Raw genomic sequence first — 21167 nt, forward strand, 5'->3', positions numbered from 1 at the left:
TCCCCCGATATCGCCGCAGGATCACCAGGTCCTGCGGCGTTTTTCATATTGAAAGCAGTGTTTTCGTCCCGTCATTCAGCTGATGTCAGCAACAGAGTCGCACCATGGCTTCATAGCAGATGAGCCCCTCTTGCCATCCCGTCAAGTCAGGCTCGCACCACTCCCAGAGCGACTCTCTTATGAAGCTGACTTCACTCGAATTCGATGGCCAAACCCATCACTACCTGCTGTTTCATGATCAACTGCAACTGCCCCGCTGGTCCCTGGACAAGACCCAGGATACCGCCCACTTCGAACAGATCGGCAGCAGTCTGTTTCGCCGCCACGACGCCAGTCACTCCCTGTGCAAGCTGGTTGCCGACAAGCATCCACGCTGGTCGCTGGCCTGGTTGTGCCGCGATCAACTCGGCAAGCGGCTGATCGGTCACATCGACGCCCTGCGTGAATGGCGCAGTAACCGGATACTGCGCCAGGTCGGTCTCAATGTGGTGCCTTGCCAGGCAGCCGGGATCGCCATCAACCCCCTCAATCCCCTCGCCTCTTTCCTGGCGGTGCAGTACCTGCAAGATGCCGTTTCGGGGGAGGATTACTTTCTCGGCGCCGACGAGGCACAGCGCCTCGCCCTGCTACGCCGACTCGCCAGGGAGATTGCCACCCTGGCCAGCCACGGTTACTGCCACCGGGATCTCCATTTTGGCAATCTGATGATTGATCCCATGGGGGAGATCATCTGGATTGATACTCATGTACGTCGCCTGCCCTCTGGCGCCAAGGCTCGTCAGCAGATCCTGGCGGCCACCCTCAAACCCGGCAAACTGCATGGGGAAGGCTATCGCGACTATCTGCTGCAACAGATTAAGCAGTGTCCCCCTCAAGTGCCTGTGCGCCACTGACGCCCGCTCATGACCTCCGCCCCATGAAAAAGCCGCTCCGAGTGAAGTGAACCCCGAAAGTTGGACACCCAACGAGTAGGGGTTCTTCGTTTCTATGGCAAAGCAAAAATACTCGACCGACTTCAAGCGTCAGGTCGTTCTTCACTATCTCAACGGTCATGACGGTGCCAAAAAGACGGCCGCCCTGTTTGGTGTCGATCATGGCGCCGTTCGCCGCTGGACTGAGCACTGGAAAGTCAGTGGTGAAGATGGCTTGACCATCACGACCAAAGCTTATTCTGCTGAGTTCAAAGAGGAGGTACTGCACTGGATGCAGGAAAATAATGCATCTTCTCGCAAGGCGGCCGCAGCATTCAAGATCGCCGCGGCCTGCACCGTCAGTCGGTGGGCGCGGCTTTATCGTGAAGGCGGTATCATGGCCCTTAGTGACAAACGCACAGAGCGCATCATGGCTTCAGGAAAAAAACCACCGAACAAACCGCTCACCGCCCCCTATCCCACTTTCCACAGTGCCCAGGAAGAGCTCGAATACCTGCGGGCGGAGAACGCCTATCTAAAAAAGCTGCATGCCTTGGCTCGGGAAAAGCAGCAGAGAAAGCAAAAATAGTTTCCGAGCTAAGGCAGGACCATCAGCTGGCAACGCTGCTGCATATCGCTTGGTTGCCACGCAGCACCTTCTACTGGCAGGTGAAGTCAGGTACCAGCGCAGGGACCTATGAGCATGAAGCGCAACGGATCAAGGCGCTGTTTCATCACCACAAGGGGCGTTATGGTTATCGGCGGATCACCCTGGCGCTGCGCAACGAAGGGTGCCTAATTAACCACAAGACAGTGCGAAAACTCATGCGAGAACAGGACCTTGCCTCTAACCTGCGCCGCAAGAAATATCGGTCGTACAAGGGGACATACGGCCATATCGCCCCGAACCTCTTGCAGCGTGATTTTCACGCCGATGCCCCGAACCAAAAATGGGTCACCGATGTGACGGAGTTCAATCTCAAAGGGCAGAAGTTGTACTTGTCGCCGGTGCTGGACCTCTATAACAGCGAGATCATCGCCTGGCAGATGGCAACGCACCAGGGGATGCGGTTGGTGGACAAGATGCTGGATGACGCCTTGGCGACATTAGGGCCCACAGACGCGCCGGTGCTGCACTCGGATCAAGGCTGGCAATATCAGATGGCCAGCTATCAGACGCGATTATCGTCAAGGGACGTGAAGCAAAGCATGTCACGCAAAGGGAACTGCCTGGACAATGCGGTGGTAGAGAACTTCTTTGGACTGCTGAAAAGCGAATGCTGGTTCAACGAAGAGTACGAAGATACAGAGCAGTTGAAACGTGTGGTGGATGAATACATCCACTACTACAACCATGAGCGGATCAAAGTGAAACTAAACGGCCTGAGCCCGGTACAGTACCGAACTCAGGCCATGTTATCCGCCAACTAACGTGTCCAATAAATGGGGTTCACTTCACGAGGGAGCGGCTTTTTGTATCAGGAGACGATCAGGCGGGCACTGTGCGGCCGAAGTAGTCGGTCAGGAAGTCGTCGAAACTCAGGCTGTCGCCCCGCTCCCGTTCCCGCTGTTTGAGCAGGGACTCCCGCGCCTCACCGGCAAAGTAAGCCTCATCCCAGTACTGCAGTTCACCGGCCAGCAACTGTTCGCGATACTGACTGGCCAAGGCGTCGCCGAAGCAGCCGTTATCCAGGTCGCTCTCCTTGAGCAGCTTGAGCAGGCGGGCCGAGTAGGTGAGTTCGGGGTTGTTGAGCTTGGCTCTGTGCGTCGCCACCGTCTCACGATAGCGATTACGGCCACAGCAACGGTCCAGCAAGGCCGCAACCTCGTCCAGCTCGTCAAACAGGCTGAGTCCGTACTCCTTGAGGCCGAGGGCTGTGCCCTGCTCATCTTCGAGCTGCAGGCCGGGGCGACGCCCCTCCAGCACGACCTTGTTCATGTTGCGACGATTGCGGGCGATCTCCTCTTCCGACAGCTGGGCAGAGGGACGCAGCAGGCACCACACCAGGAAGACGTCGAAGAAACGTACCTGCTCCACGTCGATACCGAGCGGCGTGAAGGGGTTCACGTCCACGGTGCGCAATTCTATGTATTCGATACCACGCTGCTCCAGCGCATCCGACGGCTTCTCGCCGCTGCGGGGGGTACGCTTGGGGCGGATAGGCGCATACAACTCGTTTTCGAGCTGCAAGACATTGTCATTGAGCTGGCGATACTCGCCGTTCACCTTGACCCCTATCTTGGCAAACTCGGGGTCATGGGTACTGATGGCCCGGCGCAGGGAGGCCACATAGGCAGGCAAGTTGTCGTGGCTGATATTGAGCATGCTCTGGGAGCTGCTGGTATAGCCGAGATCGGAGAGGCGCAGGGAGGTGGCATAGGGCAGATAGAGAGTCCCCTTGCCAATCTTCTCGAACGGCAGGGTGCTGGTCCGCCCCTTGAGGAAGGATTGGCAGATGGCAGGGGAAGCGCCAAACAGGTAAGGCACCAGCCAGCCGAAGCGGTAGACGTTGCGAATAAGCCCCATGTACTTCTCGGAGATGAAGCGCTGGCTGCAACAGGGCTCCCCCGCCAGATCCTGCCATTCACACCAGAAGCTGTCCGGCATGGAGAAGTTGAAGTGGATGCCGGCGATCACCTGCATCAGGCTGCCATAGCGATTCTTGAGGCCCTGGCGATAGAGGGTCTTCATCCGGCCTATGTTGGAGCTGCCGTACTGGGCAAGCCGTATGCTCTCCTCGTCACCGACGAAGCAGGGCATGGAGAGCGGCCAGAGGCGCTCTTCGCCGATGTGCTGGCTGACATGGTGATGAATGTCGCCCAGCTGCTCCATCAGGCTCTCGATAGAGTCGGTGGCCGGGGTAATGAACTCCAGCAAGCTCTCGGAGTAGTCGGTGGTGATGTTGGCATGGGTCAGGGCCGAGCCCAGACTGTGGGGGTGATCCCCCTGGGCCAGGCCACCCTCGGGGGTGATGCGCAGGGTCTCGCGCTCCAGGCCACGCCGGATCCCTTTGAGGGCAGACAGACGTTCCGGGGTTCCCAACGCCGCCAGTAACTCGCGCAGTGACAAGCTAGATGTGGTCATATTCAAGACTCATTGTTGGCCGCCCCAGTCGGGGCGGCACTCAGGCATGCCGCACGCTTCTCTAGGGAAGTTGCAGCGGATAGATAGGAAGATGAAGCTGGCTTAAGGGTTTTTCAAGCTTTTGCTTGTCTCCCACCACCACTATTACCATCTGCTTGGGATCGAGCCAGTGGGCCGCGCTCTGCTTTAGAGTCTCTTGTGAAACCGTTTTAATCAGTTGGCTCTGGGCCTGAACGAAATCCGGTTTCAGGTCATACATGATCATCTGCAGCAGGAAGCCCGCCTTCTGGCTCAGGGTCTCATAAGAGAGCGCATCCTGCTGGGAGACGGCACTGCGCATGTAGGCCAGCTCCACCGGGGTGGGGCCGCTCCCCTGATACCCTTCCAGCTCCTTGAGGAACTGGCGAATGGCATCCACGGTTGCATCCGCCCGCACATTGGCACCGGTGGCGAAGACACCGACATCACGATTGGCGGAGAAACCCGAGCTGGCGCCATAGGTGTAGCCCTTGTCTTCCCGCAGATTGAGGTTGATCCGGCTGTTGAAATTGCCCCCCAGGTTGAAGTTCATCAGACCGGCGGTGAAGTAATCCCCCGTGGTATCAAACGCCATGGCGCGGCGACCGATGCGGATCACCGACTGGGGCGCCCCCGGCTTGTCCACCAGATAGATGCCCGGCTTGGCTTGCGCCACCTTGGGTTTGAGGTCGCCAAGGGTAGGGGCCGTGCCTTGCCATTCGGTCAGGAAGCCGAGCTGATCCTCCACCTGCTGCTGGGTGACGTCACCCACCACCACCACCTTGGCATGGCTCGAGTCGTAGTAGTGCTGATAGAAGCGCTTCACATCGCTCAGGGTCAGCTTGGCGACATCCGCGGGCAGACCCTCCGCCGGTTCCCCCAGACGGCTGCCCTTGCCATAGATCAGCTCGCGAAACGCCTGACCCGCCAGCCACTCAGGCTGCTGCTCGCTCTGCTTCATGCCTTGCAGCAACTGCGCCTTGGTGCGCTCAAAGTCTGCCTCACGCAGGCCGGGGCGCAGCCACAGCTCCTTCACCAGTGCCAAGGTCTGGGGCAGCTTGTCGGTCAGGCTGCTGATGGTGATCAGGTTGTTGTACTGGGCGCTGGAAAACTCGATGCTGGCCCCCAGCTTTTGCAACTCGTCGCTGAGCGCTGCCTCGGAGAGGCGTACCGACCCCTGCTCCATCATGGCCGCGGTCAGATTGGCCAGTCCCAGCTCCCCCTTGCTCTCGGCACTGATGCCACCGGGCAGGGCAATCATGATGGAGACGGCCGGGATCTCGTCACTCTGGCTGCCGATGATCTCGATGCCCTTGTCGAGCTTGCCATGCCAGATGGCCGGCACCTTGGCACTGACCGCATCGCTCACCCTGGGCTGCACACCGCGATCGAAACTGTCGGTCACCGGGCGCAGCGGCAGGGCCGCTTCATGTTTGTTGTAATCGGGTAGCTCACGCTTGGCCGGGGTGAAGTTGGGGGGAGCCACCTGCCACTGGCTCTTGCCTTTGGGCACCACACTCATCACCACCGCAGGCTTGCCCGCTATGAACTTGTCATAGGCCGCCTTGACCTGCTGCGGGGTCACCTTGCCAATGGCATCCAGGCTCTTGAACACGTAGTTGGGATCACCGGCCAGCACCTGGCCCATGGCCAATTGGCTGACCTTGCCCTCGACGCTATCGAGTCCCCAGATGGTGGAGGCGCGATACTTGCTGATGGCTTTCTCCAGATCCTCCGGCTTGAGGCCACGCTGGGCGAAGTCGCCGATCGCCTTGTCCACCTCAGCCTTGAGGCTCTTGAGGCTGCCATCCACCGCCGGGTTCGGATAGGCGTAGACGGTCAGGGTACAGGCCAGCTCCTCGCAATAGTGAGTGGCCCCCACTTCCAGCGCCTTGCCGGTCTTGACCAGGGATTGATAGAGCATGGAGCTGGCCGAACCGCCCAGCACATCGGCGAACATGTCCAGCGCAGGCTCCTGGGGATCCCCCAGGGCGACGGTCGGATAGCTGATGTAGAGCAGCGGCAGGTGCACCTTGTCTTCCAGGGTGATGTAGCGGGTCTCGGGCAGACTCACCGGCTCGGGGGTCGGCTCGGCAACCTCGGGCCCTCGGGGAATGGTGCCGAAGTACTGCTCAATCCAGGCCAGGGCCTGCTTGCTGTCAAAATCCCCCCCCAGAGTCAGGGTCGCATTGTTGGGGCCATACCAGCGCAGGAAGAACTGCTTGAGGTCATCCACCCCGACCCGGTCCAGATCCTCCACATAGCCGATCGGCTGCCAGGAGTAGGGGTGAGTGCGCGGGTAGAGCGCCTCGCCCATCCGCTCGCTCACCAGGCCATAGGGCTGGTTATCGACCCGCTGACCGCGCTCGTTCTTGACGGTGGCGCGCTGGATCTCGAACTTCTTCTGGCTGACCGCATCGAGCAGGAAGCCCATGCGATCCGCCTCCAGCCAGAGCACTTTCTCCAGCTGATTGGCTGGCACCGTCTCGTAGTAGTTGGTTCTGTCCTTGTTGGTGGTGCCATTCATGTCACCACCGGCCTCGTTGATGATGCGCATGTGCTCCTGATCCCCCACATGCTTGGAGCCCTGGAACATCATGTGCTCGAAGAAGTGGGCGAAGCCGGACTTGCCGACCGTTTCGCGCGATGAGCCGACGTGATAGGTCACATCCAGGTGCACCAGGGGATCCGATCTGTCCGGCGCCAGGATCACGGTCAGGCCATTGTCCAGCTTGTACATCTGGTAGGGAATGGCGAGCTGGCCCGCCGTCTTGGTCTGCTGGGATACCAGGGTTGGCGCGGCCAGAAGTGGCAGGCTGAACCCGAGCAATATGCCGAGTGGGATGAGTTTGTTCACTGTTACCTCGTAGATGAAAGGCACCGGCTAGAAGAATTGAATCGCCAGCAACAGGACCAGGCCATAACGGATTAACTTACCGAGACCGATGAGAATAAGCGAGCGCCAGAATGAGAGGCGCAGCCAGCCGGCCAACAGGCAGAGCCCGTCGCCGAGAATGGGCGTCCAGGCGAGCAGCAGACACCAATGACCATGTTGTTTGAGCCATCCAAGCGCCTTTTGTTCCCCACGCCCCTGAAAATCTTCGGGTTTTTTCTTGAAGGTCGCCAGCCAGCCGAGCCACCAGCTGGTCATGGATCCCAAGGTATTGCCGAGGGTGGCCCAGAGCAGCAGGCTGGCCGGGCTCCACTCCCCCCGGCTCGCCATGGCCCCCAGCAGCAGCTCGGAGCCACCGGGCAAGAGCGTCGCCGAGCCAAAGGCGCTCAGAAACAGCCAGCCGAGGCTCATCTCCATGAGAAGAGTGCCGCCCGACCCGCAAGCCGAGCCTGATGCGCTCGGTCAGCCTGCGGCCTGTGGTTAGTCATCCACGCTCGCCGCGGGCATGCGCAGCAGCAGTTTGCCACGAGTGTGACCCGCTTCGATGGCGGTGTGGGCCAGGGCCCCGTCGGCCAGCTCGAACTCGCGATTGATGCAGATCTGCGCCTCATCGATGCGCAGCAGGGTCAGCATCTGGGCCAGCTGCTTGGGGTTGGGCTGCACCAGCATGCCGCGCACCTCGATGCCGCGCTCGCTGCCCGCCAGCTTGATCGCCTCCGCCGTGATGGTCGGCACTGTGATCAGGCGGCCGCCGCTGGCCACGCAAGCCAGCGCCGCCTTGCCACTCTCGCCACCGACCAAGTCAAGGACCAGCTCAACCTGACCGACCTGAGCAGCCCAATCGGCATCGTGGTAATCGACCAGCCGCTCGGCGCCTATGCCGTGCAGGAAACCATGGTTATCCGGGCTGGCCAGCGCGGTCACCTTGGCGCCATAGGCCCTGGCCCACTGCACCGCCAGGTGGCCGACACCGCCCGCCCCGGCCAGGATCAGTACCCGCTGCCCCTGTTTGAGCTCACCATGGTCGAACAGGCCCTGCCAGGCGGTCAAGCCTGCCAGGGGCAGGGCCGCGCCCTGTTTGAGGCTCACCTCTTCCAGCGGCACCAGCAACTCGGCCGGGGTCAGGGCAGACTCGGCGTAGGCGCCGCCCTGCAGCGGGAAGCCGATCATGCCACACACCTTGTCGCCCACCTTGAGGGTCTCTACCCCTGGGCCAAGGGCTTCCACCACACCGGCCATGTCATAGCCTGGTGTCCAGGGCAGCTTGTCCTTGTTTTCGGCGGCAGCCCACCCTAGACCGGCGCGGGTCTTGGCGTCGATGGGGTTGACCCCGGCGTAACAGATGCGCACCCGCACCTCACCCTCGGCGGGCATGCCATCCAGAGAGGGGTTTAGTCTGAGTACCGAGGGGGGGCCGAATGCGGTAATCTGTAGTTGCGTCATTGCAGATTCCATCCTTATGGTTGACGGTGAGGCGACAGGATAACAGTGAGGACACCATGGCTCGAATGTTTCTTATCCCACTGCTGCTGGCCCTGGCCTGGTGGCTGTTTCTGCTCTACTTTCGCATCCCCATCAAGCGAGGCGCCAAGGGCTTTTACTGGATCATCGGGCTGGGTGGCGCCCTTGCCGCCTTCCTCAGCCTGATGATGATACTCACCCACTAGAAAACCCCATGCTAACCGGGCTTAGCCCCCTCCCGCCGGCGCCTCGATGTCAGCTGGCACTGCCATTGACGCTGCTAACTTGCCCATCCAAGAGGCCCTGGGCGAGCCTCTCTGTCAGGGCCCAGTCTGGTATTGACCCGGTTCGGATTGCCCGGTCTCTTGCAGGGCATAGTGACGGTTGCTGCCCTGGGTCAGCACCCCCTCGCGCATCAACTGCACGAAGATCTTGTCCACCTCTTCAAGGGGCAAGGAGAGCGCCTGAGCGACCGCCCGTTTACCACATTTGAGTCGCCCGCTTTGCAGACCCTGGCGTACCGCATCCAGCGGCGTGAGCTGAGGGGCTGGCTCAGATTGCCCCTCATCATGGTCATGCTGATCCATGCGCCCCCTCTCCCCTGAGACCCGGGAGACGACACGCCCACTGCTGCGCTGAGCCTGCCAGTGGCGGCGAAAACGGGTCTCATCACCAATCAGGGAGACGAAAAAGGCCCCGAACACATCGAGCAGCACAGAGAGGAAACAGACCAGCAAGAATTGCACCTGGCCTATGCTCACCCCCATCCCCTCCGCCAGACTGCTCATCAGCCCCAGCATCGAAGATTGTTCATTGAGCGGCTTGGCATCACGCTCAAGGCGCAGTTCATCCTGCTTCAATCTGAGTTGGGTATTGGCCTGCTGCAAGCCACTCACGCCACTGGAGATGCGGGCCATTTCGATGTACTTGCGCGCCGCCTCCTCATTGAGGCGGATCTGGCGCTCTATGCTGTCGATCTGCTCATCAAAGCGCGCGACCTCCCGCTCATGTTTGGCCTGAATGCCGAGCACGGTGTTGGTGGCGCTGTTGATGCCACCTATGCTGCCGCCGATGGAGATGGCAGCCAGCACGGCGTAGAACAGCAGTGACCAGAAGGCACCACCCAGCTCCCGCCGCGCCCGGCGCTCGCCATATTCGTACCAGATGTAGAATTTGCCGAGCTCAAAAATGATGGCAAGGCCGCCAAACAACCACTTCATCAAGGGGTTGTCGTCGATGGAGAGAAACAGCAACAAAGAGAAAACGATGGAGGCCAAGATGGCCAGCCCGGTAAAACCATAGACGGTGGTGAGTGCGAACCAGCCTTTGGGGTAACGTAACTGGGATGAGGGAGACGCGGTGGGCAAGGAGATGGCTGTCTGCATGATGCTGCGCTGGCGGTTGGAATATCAGACCGACGATTATAGAGTCGCTCCGCCAAGATTGAAGGCTATCACACTGAAATGGCAAGATATTACCAACGTTCGGACAGGGGATGACCAGTTCGGTCAGATTTTAGACCTGCATCCACTTCCCCCAGGCTTAGGCTGGGATCCAGCTAGCTGACACTATACTGGCACCAGTCATCACCGCATCGAGGATCTATCATGCGACATAGCGCACTGCTGCTCACCCTGCTTGCCCTGAGCGCCGCCGCCCAGGCCGCACCACCCAGTAATAAAGATGGTGGCGTCGGCCTGTCAGGTGGCGCAATCAATGTCGATTTTGACACCAAGGAGTACGACTGGTGGCAGCACAACTGTCTGGATATCCGCATAGGGGACAGTCGCCTAAAGACTGACTGCGGCAACATGGATGGCAAATACCGCGATCACTACAATCGCAGCGTCCACGGTGACAACAACCCGGGCCAGGGTCACAACAAATCCAAGGGTAATAATGGCAAGGGTAAGCACAATTAAGCCCCCTCATTGCCCTGTTACCAGTAGTTTTCCGAGCTGATCTGACCCGGAGTACGGCGCAGATTTTTGGTCAGGCCCTGCTCAATCAGGGAGAGCTGGGTCCCCTTGACCATCTCGGGATTGCCGCAGATCAGTACCTGGCTCTGCTCGGGGCTAAAGCCCAGCCCCACTCGCTCTTGCAGGGCGCCGCTGTCGATGGCCGCTGGAATGCGACCCGCCATGGCATCCGGCCAGGGCTCACGACTGACGAAGGGCACATAGTGAAGCCGCGAGCCGAGCTGACTCTTCAGCGCGGCGATCAACGGCTGATAGCTGAGCTCTTCCCCCTTTCTTACCCCGTGCACCAGGATCAGATTCTCGAAGCGCAGCTCGGCCTCCCCCGCAGTCAAAAGCGAAAGGAAGGGACCGATGGCGGTGCCGGTGGAGAGCAGCCAGAGATCCCGTCCCGCCGGGATCTCATCCAGGGTGAGAAAACCGGTCGCCTGGGATTGCACCAGCAGTGGATCCCCCACGGCCAGGGCGCTCAGCGCGGGGGTCAGCTCGCCACCCGGGATCTCGACCAGATAGAACTCGTGGTAGGGGGACGATGGCGGGTTAACGAAGGAGTAGGCGCGCTGAATGCGGCGCTCGCCCTGCTCGAGGGCCAGCTTGGTGAATTGCCCCGCTTGATAGGGGAGCAGCGGCGCTTCCACCCTCAGGGAAAACAGGGTATCCGTCCACTGGATACGCTCGATGACACGCCCTTCTACCCAAGCCGCCATGGAAACCTCTCTCGTTGCAACAGTCCCTTACTCTAACTCGGTGCCCCAAAATAAAAAACCCGCGCCGAGGCGCGGGTTTTCTTCTGCAAAAGCGAATCGCTATTACAGAGCAACAACCTGGATCTGTACGGTTGCCTTGACGTCAGCGTGCAGCTGAACAACAACTTCGTACTCGCCGGTGTTACGCAGAACGTTGCCCATACGGACTTCGCTCTTGGCAACAGCAACGCCGGCAGCAGTGATGGCATCAGCCACGTCACGGGTACCGATGGAACCGAACAGCTTGCCTTCGTCACCAGATTTGGAGGCGATAACAACAGCAGCCAGTTCACCCAGCTTGGCAGCGCGCTCTTCAGCGGCAGCTTTACCGGCAGCCAGTTTGGCTTCCAGTTCAGCACGGCGAGCATCGAAGGTCTCGATGTTGGCCTTGGTAGCCATAACGGCTTTGCCTTGCGGGATCAGATAGTTACGGGCGTAGCCAGCTTTAACGTTGACTTGATCACCCAGACCGCCCAGTTTGGCGATTTTGTCGAGCAGGATAACTTGCATTACCTTTCCTCTATGAGAGTTGAGTTAGGCTTAAGTGCCGGACCGATTCTTACTTGTTGTGCAGATCGGTGTACGGCAGCAGAGCCAGGTAACGAGCACGCTTGATGGCGCGTGCCAGCTGACGCTGATACTTGGCGCGAGTACCGGTGATACGGCTCGGTACGATCTTGCCAGATTCAGTGACGTAGTTTTTCAGAGTAACGATATCTTTGTAGTCGATCTCGGTAACGTTCTCGGCAGTGAAGCGGCAGAACTTACGACGACGGAAATAACGTGCCATGGCCTTTATCCTCTATGTCAGTGATCTAAGAATTACTCTTCGGAAGAAGCTTCAGTCGCTTCTTCGCGGCGCTCGTCGTCACGACGTGGGAAGCGCTCTTCTTTGGCCTTGGCCATCGGAGAAACTTCAGTCACAGCGTGCTTGGTGCGCATGATCATGTTGCGGATAACGGCATCGTTGAAGCGGAAGTTGGTTTCCAGCTCATCGATAACGGCTTGCTCTGCTTCTACGTTCAGCAGAACGTAGTGGGCTTTGTGCAGCTTGTCGATCGGGTAAGCCAGTTGACGGCGGCCCCAATCTTCCAGGCGGTGAATAGTGCCGCCGGCAGTGGTGATGGCGCCAGTGTAACGCTCGATCATGCCGGGGACTTGCTCGCTCTGGTCCGGATGAACCATGAAGACGATTTCGTAATGACGCATTTTAGCTCCTTACGGATTAATTCAGCCTCCGCCCAGGTGCAGCCAGACCTCGGAGGCAAGGAACGTATGGTGTTTAGACGCTGCTTTCATAGGGCGGCGTATTGTACGAAATCGACACACCGACTGCAACTGGCCGTTGTGATTTTGATAGCCGATAGTTTCTCCTGCCGCCCCCTTCTGCCCACGCCAGGGCCACAGGCATTACTGGCCGAGTAAATAGCGGCTCTTTCCTATCGATCCCATCCAAAAACCCAATTGATAATAGTTATCAGTTACAGCTATGCTAGGGCTATATCCTTATGGAGGGTGCCGTTATGCAACCCGCAGTCAGTGCCATAGTGACCCAGCGCAAACTCAGATTCAGCCTGTTGGGCCCCGCCTTTATCGCCGCCATCGGCTATATCGACCCGGGCAACTTCGCCACCAATATTCAGGCGGGCTCCACCTTTGGCTATCAACTGCTGTGGGTGGTGGTCTGGGCAAACCTGATGGCCATGCTGGTACAGACCCTCTCGGCAAAGCTCGGCATCGTCACCGGCAAGAACCTGGCCGAACACATTCGCGACCGGCTGCCCAGACCGGCGGTCTGGGCGTACTGGGTACAGGCGGAGATCATCGCCATGGCGACCGATCTCGCCGAATTCATCGGGGCGGCGGTGGGTTTCAAGCTGCTGCTCGGCGTGACCCTGATGGAGGGGGCCTGCATGACGGCGGTGATCACCTGGGGCATTCTCATGTTGCAGAGCCGCGGCCAGAAGCCTTTGGAGTTTGTGGTCGGCGGCCTGCTGCTGTTCGTGGCAGCCGCCTATCTGGTCGAACTGATGCTCTCCCGCCCCCATCTGCCCAGCCTGCTGGAGGGGGCCCTCTTCCCCGGTCTGCCCAACAGTGAGGCCATCTACCTGGCCGCCGGCATCCTGGGCGCGACAGTCATGCCCCATGTTATCTATCTGCACTCGGCGTTGACCCAGCACGGCGAAGGGCAAGGCTCGGTCGACCAGCGTCTGCACAGCACCCGGGTCGATGTGGCCATTGCCATGACCATCGCCGGTTTCGTTAACCTGGCCATGGTGGCCATGGCCGCGGCGGCCTTCCATGCCACGGGTAACCAGCACGTGGCCGAACTGGAGTCCGCCTACCAGACGCTGACCCCCTTGCTGGGTCAGGGGGCGGCCACTCTGTTTGGCCTCTCCCTGGTCGCCTCAGGCATCTCCTCCACCGTGGTGGGAACCCTGGCGGGCCAGGTGGTGATGCAAGGCTTCGTGCGCTTCACCATTCCGCTCTGGCTGCGCCGCCTCATCACCATGGCTCCGGCCTTCATCGTGATTGCCATGGGCCTCAACACCACCGAAGTCCTGGTACTGAGCCAGGTGATCCTGAGTTTTGGCATAGCCCTGGCGCTGATCCCGCTGCTGATGCTGACCGGGGAGCGGGCCCTGATGGGGGAATATCGCAATCATCCTGTCACCCAGGCGCTGGGGCGTCTCATCGTCGCCTTGGTCATTGGCCTCAACGCCTACCTGCTGGTCTCACTGCTCTGATCTCCCCCAGGCTCATTAACCCAAGTTAATGAGCCTGGGCTCCCTTTGCGCTATCCTGCCCTTCAATCCCATTGCAGGAGTGTCCCATGCACCATACCCGCGCCAGCTTCGTGCTGGGTCATCACAACGAGCTGGCTAAGGTGATCCATTGCCAAGTCGGTGAACCGACCCTGCTGGTGACAGACCTCAGCCCCTTTCACCCTCAGAGTCATCTCTGGCCCGATCAGCCGGGGGATATGGGCAGGGTGTGCTGGGAGGGGGGTGAGGCCAAGGTGGCCCCCTGTCGCATGGGGGCTATCAACCCTGCGGGTGAACTCTTTGTCGATCTCGATATACCCGTGAAACGGGGTGAGCCCGGTTGGGCGTTCGTGGTGGTTCACCCCTTGTCCGGTCGATATGACCTGGCAGTCGGCACCGAGATAAGCCTGCAGGTGGATAGCGAGCGACGCCTCGCCCTTAGCCTGGGTCACAGCGGCTGCCACCTGGCGGCGCTGGCTCTCAACCGGACACTCGTCCCTTACTGGCGCAAGGAGGTGAGCGAGCGCGACGCCCTGGATCAGCCCGACTTTGACCGCCTCGCCATCCAGACCTCGCGGGTCGAGCCCATGGGCTCCCAAGAGCAGTACCGCATCGGCAAGAGTCTGCGCAAGAAGGGTGTCCACGGCGAGGCACTGCTGGCAGCACTCGAACAGATTGAAAGCAAGGTCAACGATCAGCTGGCGAAGTGGCTGGCGGCAGGAGGGGCTATCCGTCGCAGCCGGGCCGGCGAAGCCATCATAGACTCGCGCTATTGGCACTGTGAACTCGAGGGCCAGGAGGTGACTATCCCCTGCGGTGGTACCCATGTGACCGGTCTGGCCGAATTGGGCCAGGTGCGGGTGCAGCTCGCCCCCTGCGAGGAGGGCTTTACCCTGATCACCCGGGTCACTCCTTAAGCCAAACATCAGGCCGGTAGCATACCGGCCTGATGTAGTCACCCATCAGCCGAGGCGGATCAACAGGATACCGCAGAGGATCACCAGCGCGGCCCACAGCCGCACCCGACCCAGTTTCTCCCCCAGCCAGCACCAGGAGAGCAGCACCGCAAACAGCACGCTGCTCTCGCGCAGCGCCGCCACCAGCCCGATGGGCGCCTGGGTCATGGCCCAGATGACGATGCCGTAGGCCAGCAGTGACAAGACGCCGCCGAGGGCGCCGGTGCGCCATGCCGCGAGACTGAGCGCGCGCCAGGCGGTGCGACTCTGCCAACCCATCAGCAGCGGCATCATCAAGGCCGTCAGGGCAAACAGCCAGAGGGTATAGCGCACCGGTTCTCCGGCCGAGCGGGCGCCAGCCCCGTCGGAGAGGGTATAGGCGGCGGTGAACAGCGCCGTGATCAGCACGGCACGCAAGGCCGCAGGCGCCAGCCTGACACCACCGCGCCAGGCCATCAGCAACACCCCGCTGACCAGCACCAGGGCACCCGCTATCGCCATCCCACCGGGCACCTCCCCCAGCAGCAGAGCCCCGAGCAAGAGGGTCACCAGGGGGGCACTGCCACGGGCCAGGGGATAGACTTGGCCGAACTCTCCCAGCCGATAGGCACGACCGAGAAACAGGCAGTAGCCGCAATGCAGCAGGATGGAGAGTGCCAACCAGGGGTATTCGGCAGGCGCTGGCAACCCCACCAGCGGCAAGAAGGGGACGGCAAACAGCCCGGAGCAGAGGGAGACCAGCAAGACGCTGACCCGCCCCTCGGCCTGGCGCTTGGCCAGCGCATTCCAGAGGGCATGCAGCAGCGCGGCCAGCAAGATGGCCGCAAAGAGGGTGGATGTCACGACGGCGTTCCTGTCACTATGAGCGAGGCAGGCTACCCTATTTTCGGTGCCACAACCGGGATCGGCCTCATAAGCTGCTCATATGAAAAAACCGGCAAGCGGCCGGTTTTTCATTGGCAGGAACACAGAGCGCGCTAGCGCAGGCGACGCTGCCAATGGATGGCCAGCAGGATGAAACCCACGCCGACCCAGAGGTTCCAGCTCGGGATCTCGCCAAACAGCCAGACCCCCAGCAGCACCACGAACATCAGCCCGGAGTACTCGGTCGTCGCGATGCGGTTGGCCTCGACCTGCCGATAGGCATAGATGCAGCTGGCATGGTAGAGCAGTTGCATCACGCCGCTGCCCCCGATCAGCACCAGCAGACGCCAATCCACCGGCTGCCACTGATGCACCGCCAGCCCCGCCGTCAGCGGCAGCGCCAGCAGGTTGGCCCAGAACAGGGTCGCCACCACAGAGATACCCGCTGGCAGCTTGCGACCGGTGACATTGAACAGTGCCAGGGTAAAGGCCGTGACCAGTGCCCCCAGCCCGGCGAGATGGAAATCCCCCGGTTTGAGTACGAATACTACCCCAAGCAGCCCCATGCCCCCCAGCAGCCAGACCCGGGAGTTGATCTTCTCCTTGAGCAGCCAGGCCGCCAGCGGCAGGGTCAACAGGGGAGAGACATAGAAGATGGCGTTGGCCGTGGCGAGCGGCAGCTGGGTCAGGGCCAGCATCATGCCCCCGCCGCCGATCAGACAGAGATGGCCGCGCAGCAGGTGCCACTTCCAGGCGCCCAGCCCCCAGGCCGATTTCGGTACCCGCAGCATGAAAGGCAGCAGTACCAGCAGGGTCAGCAGCTGGCGCAAGAACATGTATTGGAAGGGGCTGAAACCGGGGCCGATCAGCTTGACCAGCACATCGGAGAAGGCCTGGGCCAGATTGCCCAGCACCAGGGTGATGATGGCGAAGGTTTGCAGATCGAGGGCGAAGCGCTTGCGGATCAGCTCCATCGCCCCTCCCCATTCAGGACAGGGGCAGTCATAAATCGGTGAAGCAGCAAAGCTTTCGGATCTTGTTCAGTATTTATCGCAAGATTTGCCACTTTAGGATGCCTCTGCCGAATATTGTCGATTAATCATTCAAAGAATACGGACTAAGTCCGAGAGAGGCATCCGTTTTCTTTACTACCTCAAGACATAATAATTTCATTGTTATGCCAAAAAGGCATTAGAGGTCCTGAGGGTTGCGCACAAGGTCGCTCACCCTCAGGGGCGAACCATGCCGATGTGCAGTATGTCATCTTCGAGATAGGCCTCCCCCTCGGGTCGATAGCCGTGACGGCCATAGAACTCCTGCAGCTGCGCCTGGGCACCCAGGTAAATGGGCGCCTGGGGCCAGAGCAGTTCGCACTCGGCGCTTGCCGTCTCCATCAACTGATGGCCCAGACCGCCACCACGGGCCTCGGGCGCCGTCACCACCCGCCCTATCACCGCATGGCCCGGCTTCACGACATCGGGTGCCAGCAGGCGAGCATAGGCGACCAGCTCACCGTCTTGCCACCCCAGCAGGTGCAACACATCGCCGCGCTTGTCCAGCCCATCCAGATCGAGGAAGGGGCAGGTCTGCTCCACCACGAACACCCGCGAGCGCAGTACCAGCAGGTCATAGAGTTCATGTAACGAGAGGGCGTCGAAGCCCTTGAGGATCCAATCCATAGCTGACTCCTTGGTAAGAAGCCGCCAGCATAGCGTCCCGCCAGTGGCCCCGCATTAACCTTGGTTAACGGACGGCAGGGATTTTCATGCAGGGAAAGAACGAGACGCCTTAGCGAGATCGCAGTCGTTTCCGGATCCGGCTCAGGCTGATGGGGGTAATGCCGAGATAGGCCGCCACCTGATGATCCGGCAGACGGGCATCGAGGGCGGGGAAATGGGTCAGGAAGTGCTGATAACGCGCCTCCGGGGTGCCGGTCAGCAACAGCAGCTCCTTCTCCTCCTTGATGCGCAGCTGGACGGCGATCAGATGCTGGTACCAGGCGGGCCAAAGGTGGTGCTGACGCAAGCTGGCGAGGGGAAATACCCGCAGACGGCACGGCTCCAATGCCTCCACGCTGTAGCGGGCGGGCTGACCACTGAGCTGATGATGGAAATCGAGAAACTCATCCCCCTCCCAGTAGAACTCCTTGATGTATTCGCGGCCGTCATCGAGGGCGACCCGGGCTCGCAACAGCCCTTGCTCGACCCTCACGAGCAGGTCAGGGCGCTCCCCTGCCCGCCACAAACACTCTCGCGGCGCCAGATGCTGCAAACGGGCAAAAGAGAGGAGGCCATTGGCCTCCTGCTCATCGATGTGGGGATCCCAGCTAAACAGGGGTCGCTCCATGGCGTTCACTCAACCACGGCGCTGACGCACCACTTCGAACAGGCAGACACCGGTGGCCACCGAGACGTTGAGGCTGGAAACCGCCCCAGCCATGGGGATGCTGACCAGCTCGTCACAATGCTCACGAGTCAGACGACGCATGCCCTTGCCCTCGGCGCCCATCACCAGCGCCATGGGACCGGTCAACTTGGCCTGATAGAGGTCGTGATCCGCCTCGCCGGCGGTGCCGACCAGCCAGACACCGCGCTGCTGCAACTCGCGCAGGCTGCGGGCCAGGTTGGTGACCTGGATGAGCGGCACCACGTCGGCAGCGCCACAGGCAACCTTACGCGCCACCGAGGTCAGGCCGGTGGCCTTGTCCCGTGGCACTATCACCGCATGCACCCCAGCCGCATCGGCGCTGCGCAGGCAGGCACCGAGGTTGTGGGGATCCGTCACCCCGTCCAGCACCAGCAGGAAGGGTTGCGCCTTCTGCTGCTCAAGCTGGTCCAGCAGGCTGGCCAGGTCATGCTCGGCCAGCTTGGGCGCCTCGATCACCTTGGCCATGATGCCCTGGTGATTGTTGCCTTCGGCTTTGTCATCGAGGGTCTTGCGGTTCACGCTCTGCACCTTGAGGCCCAGGGATTCCAGCTCATCCAACAGCGGTTGCAGCCTGTCGTCGTCGCGCCCCTTGAGGGCCCACACTTCAATGAAACGCTCTGGCTCACGTTCGAGAAGGGCGGCCACGGCATGGATGCCGTATATCAGTTCACTGCTCATTTCGTACTCTTGGCCTTGTCACGCGCCTTCTTGCTCGGACGGCGGTTGTTGGGTTTGGCGGCCGTGGTCTTCAGGGGTTTGCCCTCCTGACGACGCTCATGGCGGCGATTGCTCTTGGCCTTCTCGCTCTTGATCTCGGCCTGTTTGCGCGCCATCTCCTTGGCATTCTTGCCGGTCGCCTTGAGGGGCTCCTCCACCATGGTGAAGTCGATCTTGCGATCGTCCAGATTGACGGCCATGACCTTGACCCGCACCCGATCACCCAGACGATAGCGACGGCGGAAGTTCTCGCCGATCAGCTGCTGATGCATGGGGTCGAACTGGTAGTAGTCATTGTCGAGGGAGCTGATGTGCACCAGACCGTCGATGTGGATCTCCGCCAGACGCACGAAGAAGCCAAAGCCGGTGACGCTGGCGATGACGCCGTCGAACTCGTCACCCACGTGATCCAGCATGTACTCGCACTTGAGCCAGTCGGCCACATCGCGGGTGGCATCATCGGCACGGCGCTCGGTCATGGAGCAGTGCTCGCCCATGGGATCCACTTCTGCCAGCTGATAGTGGTAGCCGCCACTCGGGGTCCACTTGTTACGCTGGGCCGCCTGCTCCTTGGCCGCCTGGAACTTGATGGCGCGGTGCAGGATCAAATCAGGATAACGGCGGATCGGCGAGGTGAAGTGAGCATAGGACTTCAATGCCAGACCGAAGTGACCTATGTTGTCGGCCTGATAGACCGCCTGGCGCATGGAGCGCAGCAACATGGTGGAGAGCAGCTCAGCATCCGGACGGCCTTCGAATTTGGCAGCCAGCTCGGCGAAATCTTTCGGCTCGGGTTCCAGACCACCTTTGAGCTCCAGGCCCAGTTCGGCAAGGAAGCCACGGAAGTTGGTCAGACGCTCTTCACCCGGACGGTCATGCACCCGGAACAGGGCGGCAGCCTCGTTCTTCTCGATATAGCGAGCCGCAGCCACGTTCGCCATGATCATGCACTCTTCGATGATCTTGTGCGCATCGTTGCGCACCAGCGGCACGATGCGATCTATCTTGCGCTGGGCGTTGAAGATGAAGCGGGTCTCTTCGCTCTCGAACTCCACGGCACCGCGCTGATGGCGGGCATGCTTGAGCGCCTTGTAGAGGTTGTTGAGCTCCTCGATATGCCCCACCAGAGGGTCATACTGATGGCGCAACTTGGCATCGCCATCCAGCATGGCTGCCACCTTGTTGTAGGTCAGGCGAGCGTGGGAGTTCATCACGGCTTCGTAGAACTTGTAGCCGGACATGCGGCCGCCGGAGGAGATGGTCATCTCGCACACCATGCAGAGCCTGTCTACCTGCGGGTTCAGGGAGCAGAGGCCGTTGGAGAGCACCTCAGGCAACATGGGCACCACGTACTCGGGGAAGTAGACGGAGTTGCCACGCTGATAAGCCTCGCCATCCAGGGCGGTACCTGGGCGAACATAGGAGGAGACGTCGGCAATGGCAACCCAGAGGCGCCAGCCACCACTCTTCTTGGCCTGGCAGAAAACAGCGTCATCGAAGTCGCGGGCATCTTCGCCATCTATGGTCACCAACGGCAGGGAACGCAGGTCGATGCGGCCCACTTTGGCCTCTTCCGGCACCTGCTCGCCCAGCCCTGCAATCTCCTTGGTCACTTCGTCGGGCCAAGTGTGAGGAATGCCATGGGTGCGCAGGGCTATGTCGATTTCCATGCCGGGGGCCATGTTCTCGCCCAACACTTCCAGCACGGTACCGACCGCATTGATGCGCGCCGTGGCACGCTGAGTGACACGCACTACAACCACTTGGCTCTGGCGAGCGCCCTTGTTTTCCCCTTCAGGGATAACGATGTCCTGGCCGATGCGGCTGTCGTCCGGCACAACGAAGCCCATGCCGTTCTCGACGAAGTAACGCCCGACGATGTCAGCCTCACGCGCCTTGAGCAGACGCACGACGCGCGCCTCCTGGCGGCCCTTGCGATCGATCTCGGTCGGTTGCACCAGCACGTAATCGCCGTGCATCAGCTTTTGCATCTCGCGGTTGTTCAGGAACAGATCCGATCCACCACCTTCAGGGCGCAGAAAACCGAATCCATCTTTATGGCCGAGCACATAGCCTTTCACCAGATTCAGACGATCCGGCAGGGCATAACATTGGTTGCGGGTGAAGACCAGTTGTCCGTCACGCTCCATGGCGCGCAGACGACGGCGAAGGGCTTCCAACGGCTCTTCTTCAGTCAGCTTGAGGACTGTGGCCAGCTCTTCGCGGGACATGGGTTTTTCATGACCGCGAATAAGCTCCAGCAGCATTTCGCGGCTGGCGATGGGATTCTCGTATTTCTCGGCCTCTCGTTGGAGGAAAGGATCTTTTTCAGACATAAGCAGGCCTTA

General features: G+C 60.6%; 21 protein-coding genes. 6 read left to right on the top strand and 15 right to left on the bottom strand.

From position 1 onward, the window contains the following. Positions 1-179: 179 nt before the first annotated feature. Entirely contained in the window at positions 180-893 is a 714-nt protein-coding gene (locus KYK33_RS17055) for a lipopolysaccharide kinase InaA family protein (protein ID WP_224431281.1), read from the top strand. Positions 894-987: 94 nt separating this feature from the next. Then, a protein-coding gene (locus KYK33_RS17060; protein ID WP_396021360.1) for an IS3 family transposase occupies positions 988-2342 on the top strand; the annotation gives its coding sequence in 2 pieces (ribosomal slippage) (positions 988-1485 and positions 1488-2342; 1353 coding nt in all). A gap of 58 nt (positions 2343-2400) precedes the next feature. Here KYK33_RS17060 and gshA read toward each other — a convergent pair. From gshA to KYK33_RS17080, 4 genes are all read right to left on the bottom strand, one after another. Then, entirely contained in the window at positions 2401-3996 is a 1596-nt protein-coding gene (gene gshA, locus KYK33_RS17065) for a glutamate--cysteine ligase (RefSeq protein ID WP_224431282.1), read from the bottom strand. A 61-nt stretch (positions 3997-4057) separates the two neighbouring features. Beyond that, on the bottom strand, positions 4058-6871 hold the full coding sequence (locus tag KYK33_RS17070; protein ID WP_224431283.1) for a M16 family metallopeptidase: 2814 nt from the start codon (positions 6869-6871) through the stop codon (positions 4058-4060). Positions 6872-6898: 27 nt separating this feature from the next. Then, complete coding sequence (locus KYK33_RS17075) at positions 6899-7324, bottom strand: YqaA family protein (protein ID WP_224431284.1); 426 nt, start codon at positions 7322-7324, stop codon at positions 6899-6901. 63 nt (positions 7325-7387) lie between these two features. Then, the gene (locus KYK33_RS17080; protein ID WP_224431285.1) at positions 7388-8350 is read right to left on the bottom strand and encodes an NADP-dependent oxidoreductase; all 963 of its coding nucleotides are present in this window, start codon (positions 8348-8350) and stop codon (positions 7388-7390) included. Between the two features lie 56 nt (positions 8351-8406). On the opposite strand from KYK33_RS17080, the gene KYK33_RS17085 reads away from it, so the two are divergent. Beyond that, entirely contained in the window at positions 8407-8574 is a 168-nt protein-coding gene (locus KYK33_RS17085) for a hypothetical protein (RefSeq protein WP_198135324.1), read from the top strand. A gap of 114 nt (positions 8575-8688) precedes the next feature. On the opposite strand, the gene KYK33_RS17090 is transcribed toward KYK33_RS17085, so the two are convergent. After that, entirely contained in the window at positions 8689-9753 is a 1065-nt protein-coding gene (locus tag KYK33_RS17090; protein ID WP_224431286.1) for a Preprotein translocase subunit SecY, read from the bottom strand. A gap of 222 nt (positions 9754-9975) precedes the next feature. On the opposite strand from KYK33_RS17090, the gene KYK33_RS17095 reads away from it, so the two are divergent. Next, positions 9976-10290 carry a hypothetical protein gene (locus tag KYK33_RS17095; protein WP_224431287.1) on the top strand — a complete coding sequence of 105 codons (315 nt, stop codon included), beginning with the start codon at positions 9976-9978 and terminating at the stop codon, positions 10288-10290. Between the two features lie 17 nt (positions 10291-10307). On the opposite strand, the gene KYK33_RS17100 is transcribed toward KYK33_RS17095, so the two are convergent. From KYK33_RS17100 to rpsF, 4 genes are all read right to left on the bottom strand, one after another. Further along, entirely contained in the window at positions 10308-11051 is a 744-nt protein-coding gene (locus tag KYK33_RS17100) for a ferredoxin--NADP reductase (protein ID WP_224431288.1), read from the bottom strand. Positions 11052-11153: 102 nt separating this feature from the next. Then, on the bottom strand, positions 11154-11600 hold the full coding sequence (rplI, locus tag KYK33_RS17105) for a 50S ribosomal protein L9 (RefSeq protein ID WP_042044176.1): 447 nt from the start codon (positions 11598-11600) through the stop codon (positions 11154-11156). Positions 11601-11649: 49 nt separating this feature from the next. Then, the gene (gene rpsR / locus KYK33_RS17110; RefSeq protein ID WP_005313392.1) at positions 11650-11880 is read right to left on the bottom strand and encodes a 30S ribosomal protein S18; all 231 of its coding nucleotides are present in this window, start codon (positions 11878-11880) and stop codon (positions 11650-11652) included. A gap of 32 nt (positions 11881-11912) precedes the next feature. Then, on the bottom strand, positions 11913-12299 hold the full coding sequence (gene rpsF / locus KYK33_RS17115; protein WP_005895384.1) for a 30S ribosomal protein S6: 387 nt from the start codon (positions 12297-12299) through the stop codon (positions 11913-11915). Positions 12300-12598: 299 nt separating this feature from the next. On the opposite strand from rpsF, the gene KYK33_RS17120 reads away from it, so the two are divergent. Continuing rightward, positions 12599-13837, top strand: coding sequence for an Nramp family divalent metal transporter (locus KYK33_RS17120; protein ID WP_396021364.1), 1239 nt, complete (start codon positions 12599-12601; stop codon positions 13835-13837). A gap of 86 nt (positions 13838-13923) precedes the next feature. After that, positions 13924-14772 carry an alanyl-tRNA editing protein gene (locus KYK33_RS17125; RefSeq protein ID WP_224431290.1) on the top strand — a complete coding sequence of 283 codons (849 nt, stop codon included), beginning with the start codon at positions 13924-13926 and terminating at the stop codon, positions 14770-14772. A gap of 45 nt (positions 14773-14817) precedes the next feature. On the opposite strand, the gene KYK33_RS17130 is transcribed toward KYK33_RS17125, so the two are convergent. The 6 genes from KYK33_RS17130 to rnr all read right to left on the bottom strand — a co-directional run bounded on the left by KYK33_RS17130 (position 14818) and on the right by rnr (position 21155). Further along, a complete protein-coding gene (locus KYK33_RS17130; protein WP_224431291.1) occupies positions 14818-15654 on the bottom strand; it encodes a DMT family transporter in 837 nt (278 codons plus the stop codon). Between the two features lie 134 nt (positions 15655-15788). Next, positions 15789-16649, bottom strand: coding sequence for a DMT family transporter (locus KYK33_RS17135; protein ID WP_224431292.1), 861 nt, complete (start codon positions 16647-16649; stop codon positions 15789-15791). A 255-nt stretch (positions 16650-16904) separates the two neighbouring features. Further along, the gene (locus KYK33_RS17140; protein ID WP_224431293.1) at positions 16905-17354 is read right to left on the bottom strand and encodes a GNAT family N-acetyltransferase; all 450 of its coding nucleotides are present in this window, start codon (positions 17352-17354) and stop codon (positions 16905-16907) included. Positions 17355-17463: 109 nt separating this feature from the next. Then, positions 17464-18021 (bottom strand): Crp/Fnr family transcriptional regulator, encoded by a 558-nt coding sequence (locus tag KYK33_RS17145; RefSeq protein ID WP_224431294.1) that lies wholly within the window; start codon positions 18019-18021, stop codon positions 17464-17466. Positions 18022-18030: 9 nt separating this feature from the next. Next, positions 18031-18780: a 23S rRNA (guanosine(2251)-2'-O)-methyltransferase RlmB gene (gene rlmB, locus KYK33_RS17150; RefSeq protein ID WP_224431295.1), complete on the bottom strand. Its 750-nt coding sequence runs from the start codon at positions 18778-18780 to the stop codon at positions 18031-18033. Beyond that, positions 18777-21155, bottom strand: coding sequence for a ribonuclease R (gene rnr, locus KYK33_RS17155; protein WP_042044186.1), 2379 nt, complete (start codon positions 21153-21155; stop codon positions 18777-18779). The genes rlmB and rnr overlap by 4 nt, the downstream gene beginning before the upstream one ends. Positions 21156-21167: the final 12 nt, after the last annotated feature.

The sequence above is a fragment of the Aeromonas rivuli genome, from assembly GCF_020149575.1.
Lineage (GTDB): Bacteria > Pseudomonadota > Gammaproteobacteria > Enterobacterales > Aeromonadaceae > Aeromonas > Aeromonas rivuli.

What these genes read in the sequence shown, in the direction of transcription:
- KYK33_RS17055 (WP_224431281.1), top strand. Translation starts at nt 180, where the DNA reads ATGAAGCTGACTTCACTCGAATTCGATGGCCAAACCCATCACTACCTG.
- gshA (WP_224431282.1), bottom strand. Translation starts at nt 3,996, where the DNA reads ATGACCACATCTAGCTTGTCACTGCGCGAGTTACTGGCGGCGTTGGGA.
- KYK33_RS17075 (WP_224431284.1), bottom strand. Translation starts at nt 7,324, where the DNA reads ATGGAGATGAGCCTCGGCTGGCTGTTTCTGAGCGCCTTTGGCTCGGCG.
- KYK33_RS17080 (WP_224431285.1), bottom strand. Translation starts at nt 8,350, where the DNA reads ATGACGCAACTACAGATTACCGCATTCGGCCCCCCCTCGGTACTCAGA.
- KYK33_RS17085 (WP_198135324.1), top strand. Translation starts at nt 8,407, where the DNA reads ATGGCTCGAATGTTTCTTATCCCACTGCTGCTGGCCCTGGCCTGGTGG.
- KYK33_RS17090 (WP_224431286.1), bottom strand. Translation starts at nt 9,753, where the DNA reads ATGCAGACAGCCATCTCCTTGCCCACCGCGTCTCCCTCATCCCAGTTA.
- KYK33_RS17095 (WP_224431287.1), top strand. Translation starts at nt 9,976, where the DNA reads ATGCGACATAGCGCACTGCTGCTCACCCTGCTTGCCCTGAGCGCCGCC.
- KYK33_RS17100 (WP_224431288.1), bottom strand. Translation starts at nt 11,051, where the DNA reads ATGGCGGCTTGGGTAGAAGGGCGTGTCATCGAGCGTATCCAGTGGACG.
- rplI (WP_042044176.1), bottom strand. Translation starts at nt 11,600, where the DNA reads ATGCAAGTTATCCTGCTCGACAAAATCGCCAAACTGGGCGGTCTGGGT.
- rpsR (WP_005313392.1), bottom strand. Translation starts at nt 11,880, where the DNA reads ATGGCACGTTATTTCCGTCGTCGTAAGTTCTGCCGCTTCACTGCCGAG.
- rpsF (WP_005895384.1), bottom strand. Translation starts at nt 12,299, where the DNA reads ATGCGTCATTACGAAATCGTCTTCATGGTTCATCCGGACCAGAGCGAG.
- KYK33_RS17120 (WP_396021364.1), top strand. Translation starts at nt 12,599, where the DNA reads ATGGAGGGTGCCGTTATGCAACCCGCAGTCAGTGCCATAGTGACCCAG.
- KYK33_RS17125 (WP_224431290.1), top strand. Translation starts at nt 13,924, where the DNA reads ATGCACCATACCCGCGCCAGCTTCGTGCTGGGTCATCACAACGAGCTG.
- KYK33_RS17135 (WP_224431292.1), bottom strand. Translation starts at nt 16,649, where the DNA reads ATGGAGCTGATCCGCAAGCGCTTCGCCCTCGATCTGCAAACCTTCGCC.
- KYK33_RS17140 (WP_224431293.1), bottom strand. Translation starts at nt 17,354, where the DNA reads ATGGATTGGATCCTCAAGGGCTTCGACGCCCTCTCGTTACATGAACTC.
- KYK33_RS17145 (WP_224431294.1), bottom strand. Translation starts at nt 18,021, where the DNA reads ATGGAGCGACCCCTGTTTAGCTGGGATCCCCACATCGATGAGCAGGAG.
- rlmB (WP_224431295.1), bottom strand. Translation starts at nt 18,780, where the DNA reads ATGAGCAGTGAACTGATATACGGCATCCATGCCGTGGCCGCCCTTCTC.
- rnr (WP_042044186.1), bottom strand. Translation starts at nt 21,155, where the DNA reads ATGTCTGAAAAAGATCCTTTCCTCCAACGAGAGGCCGAGAAATACGAG.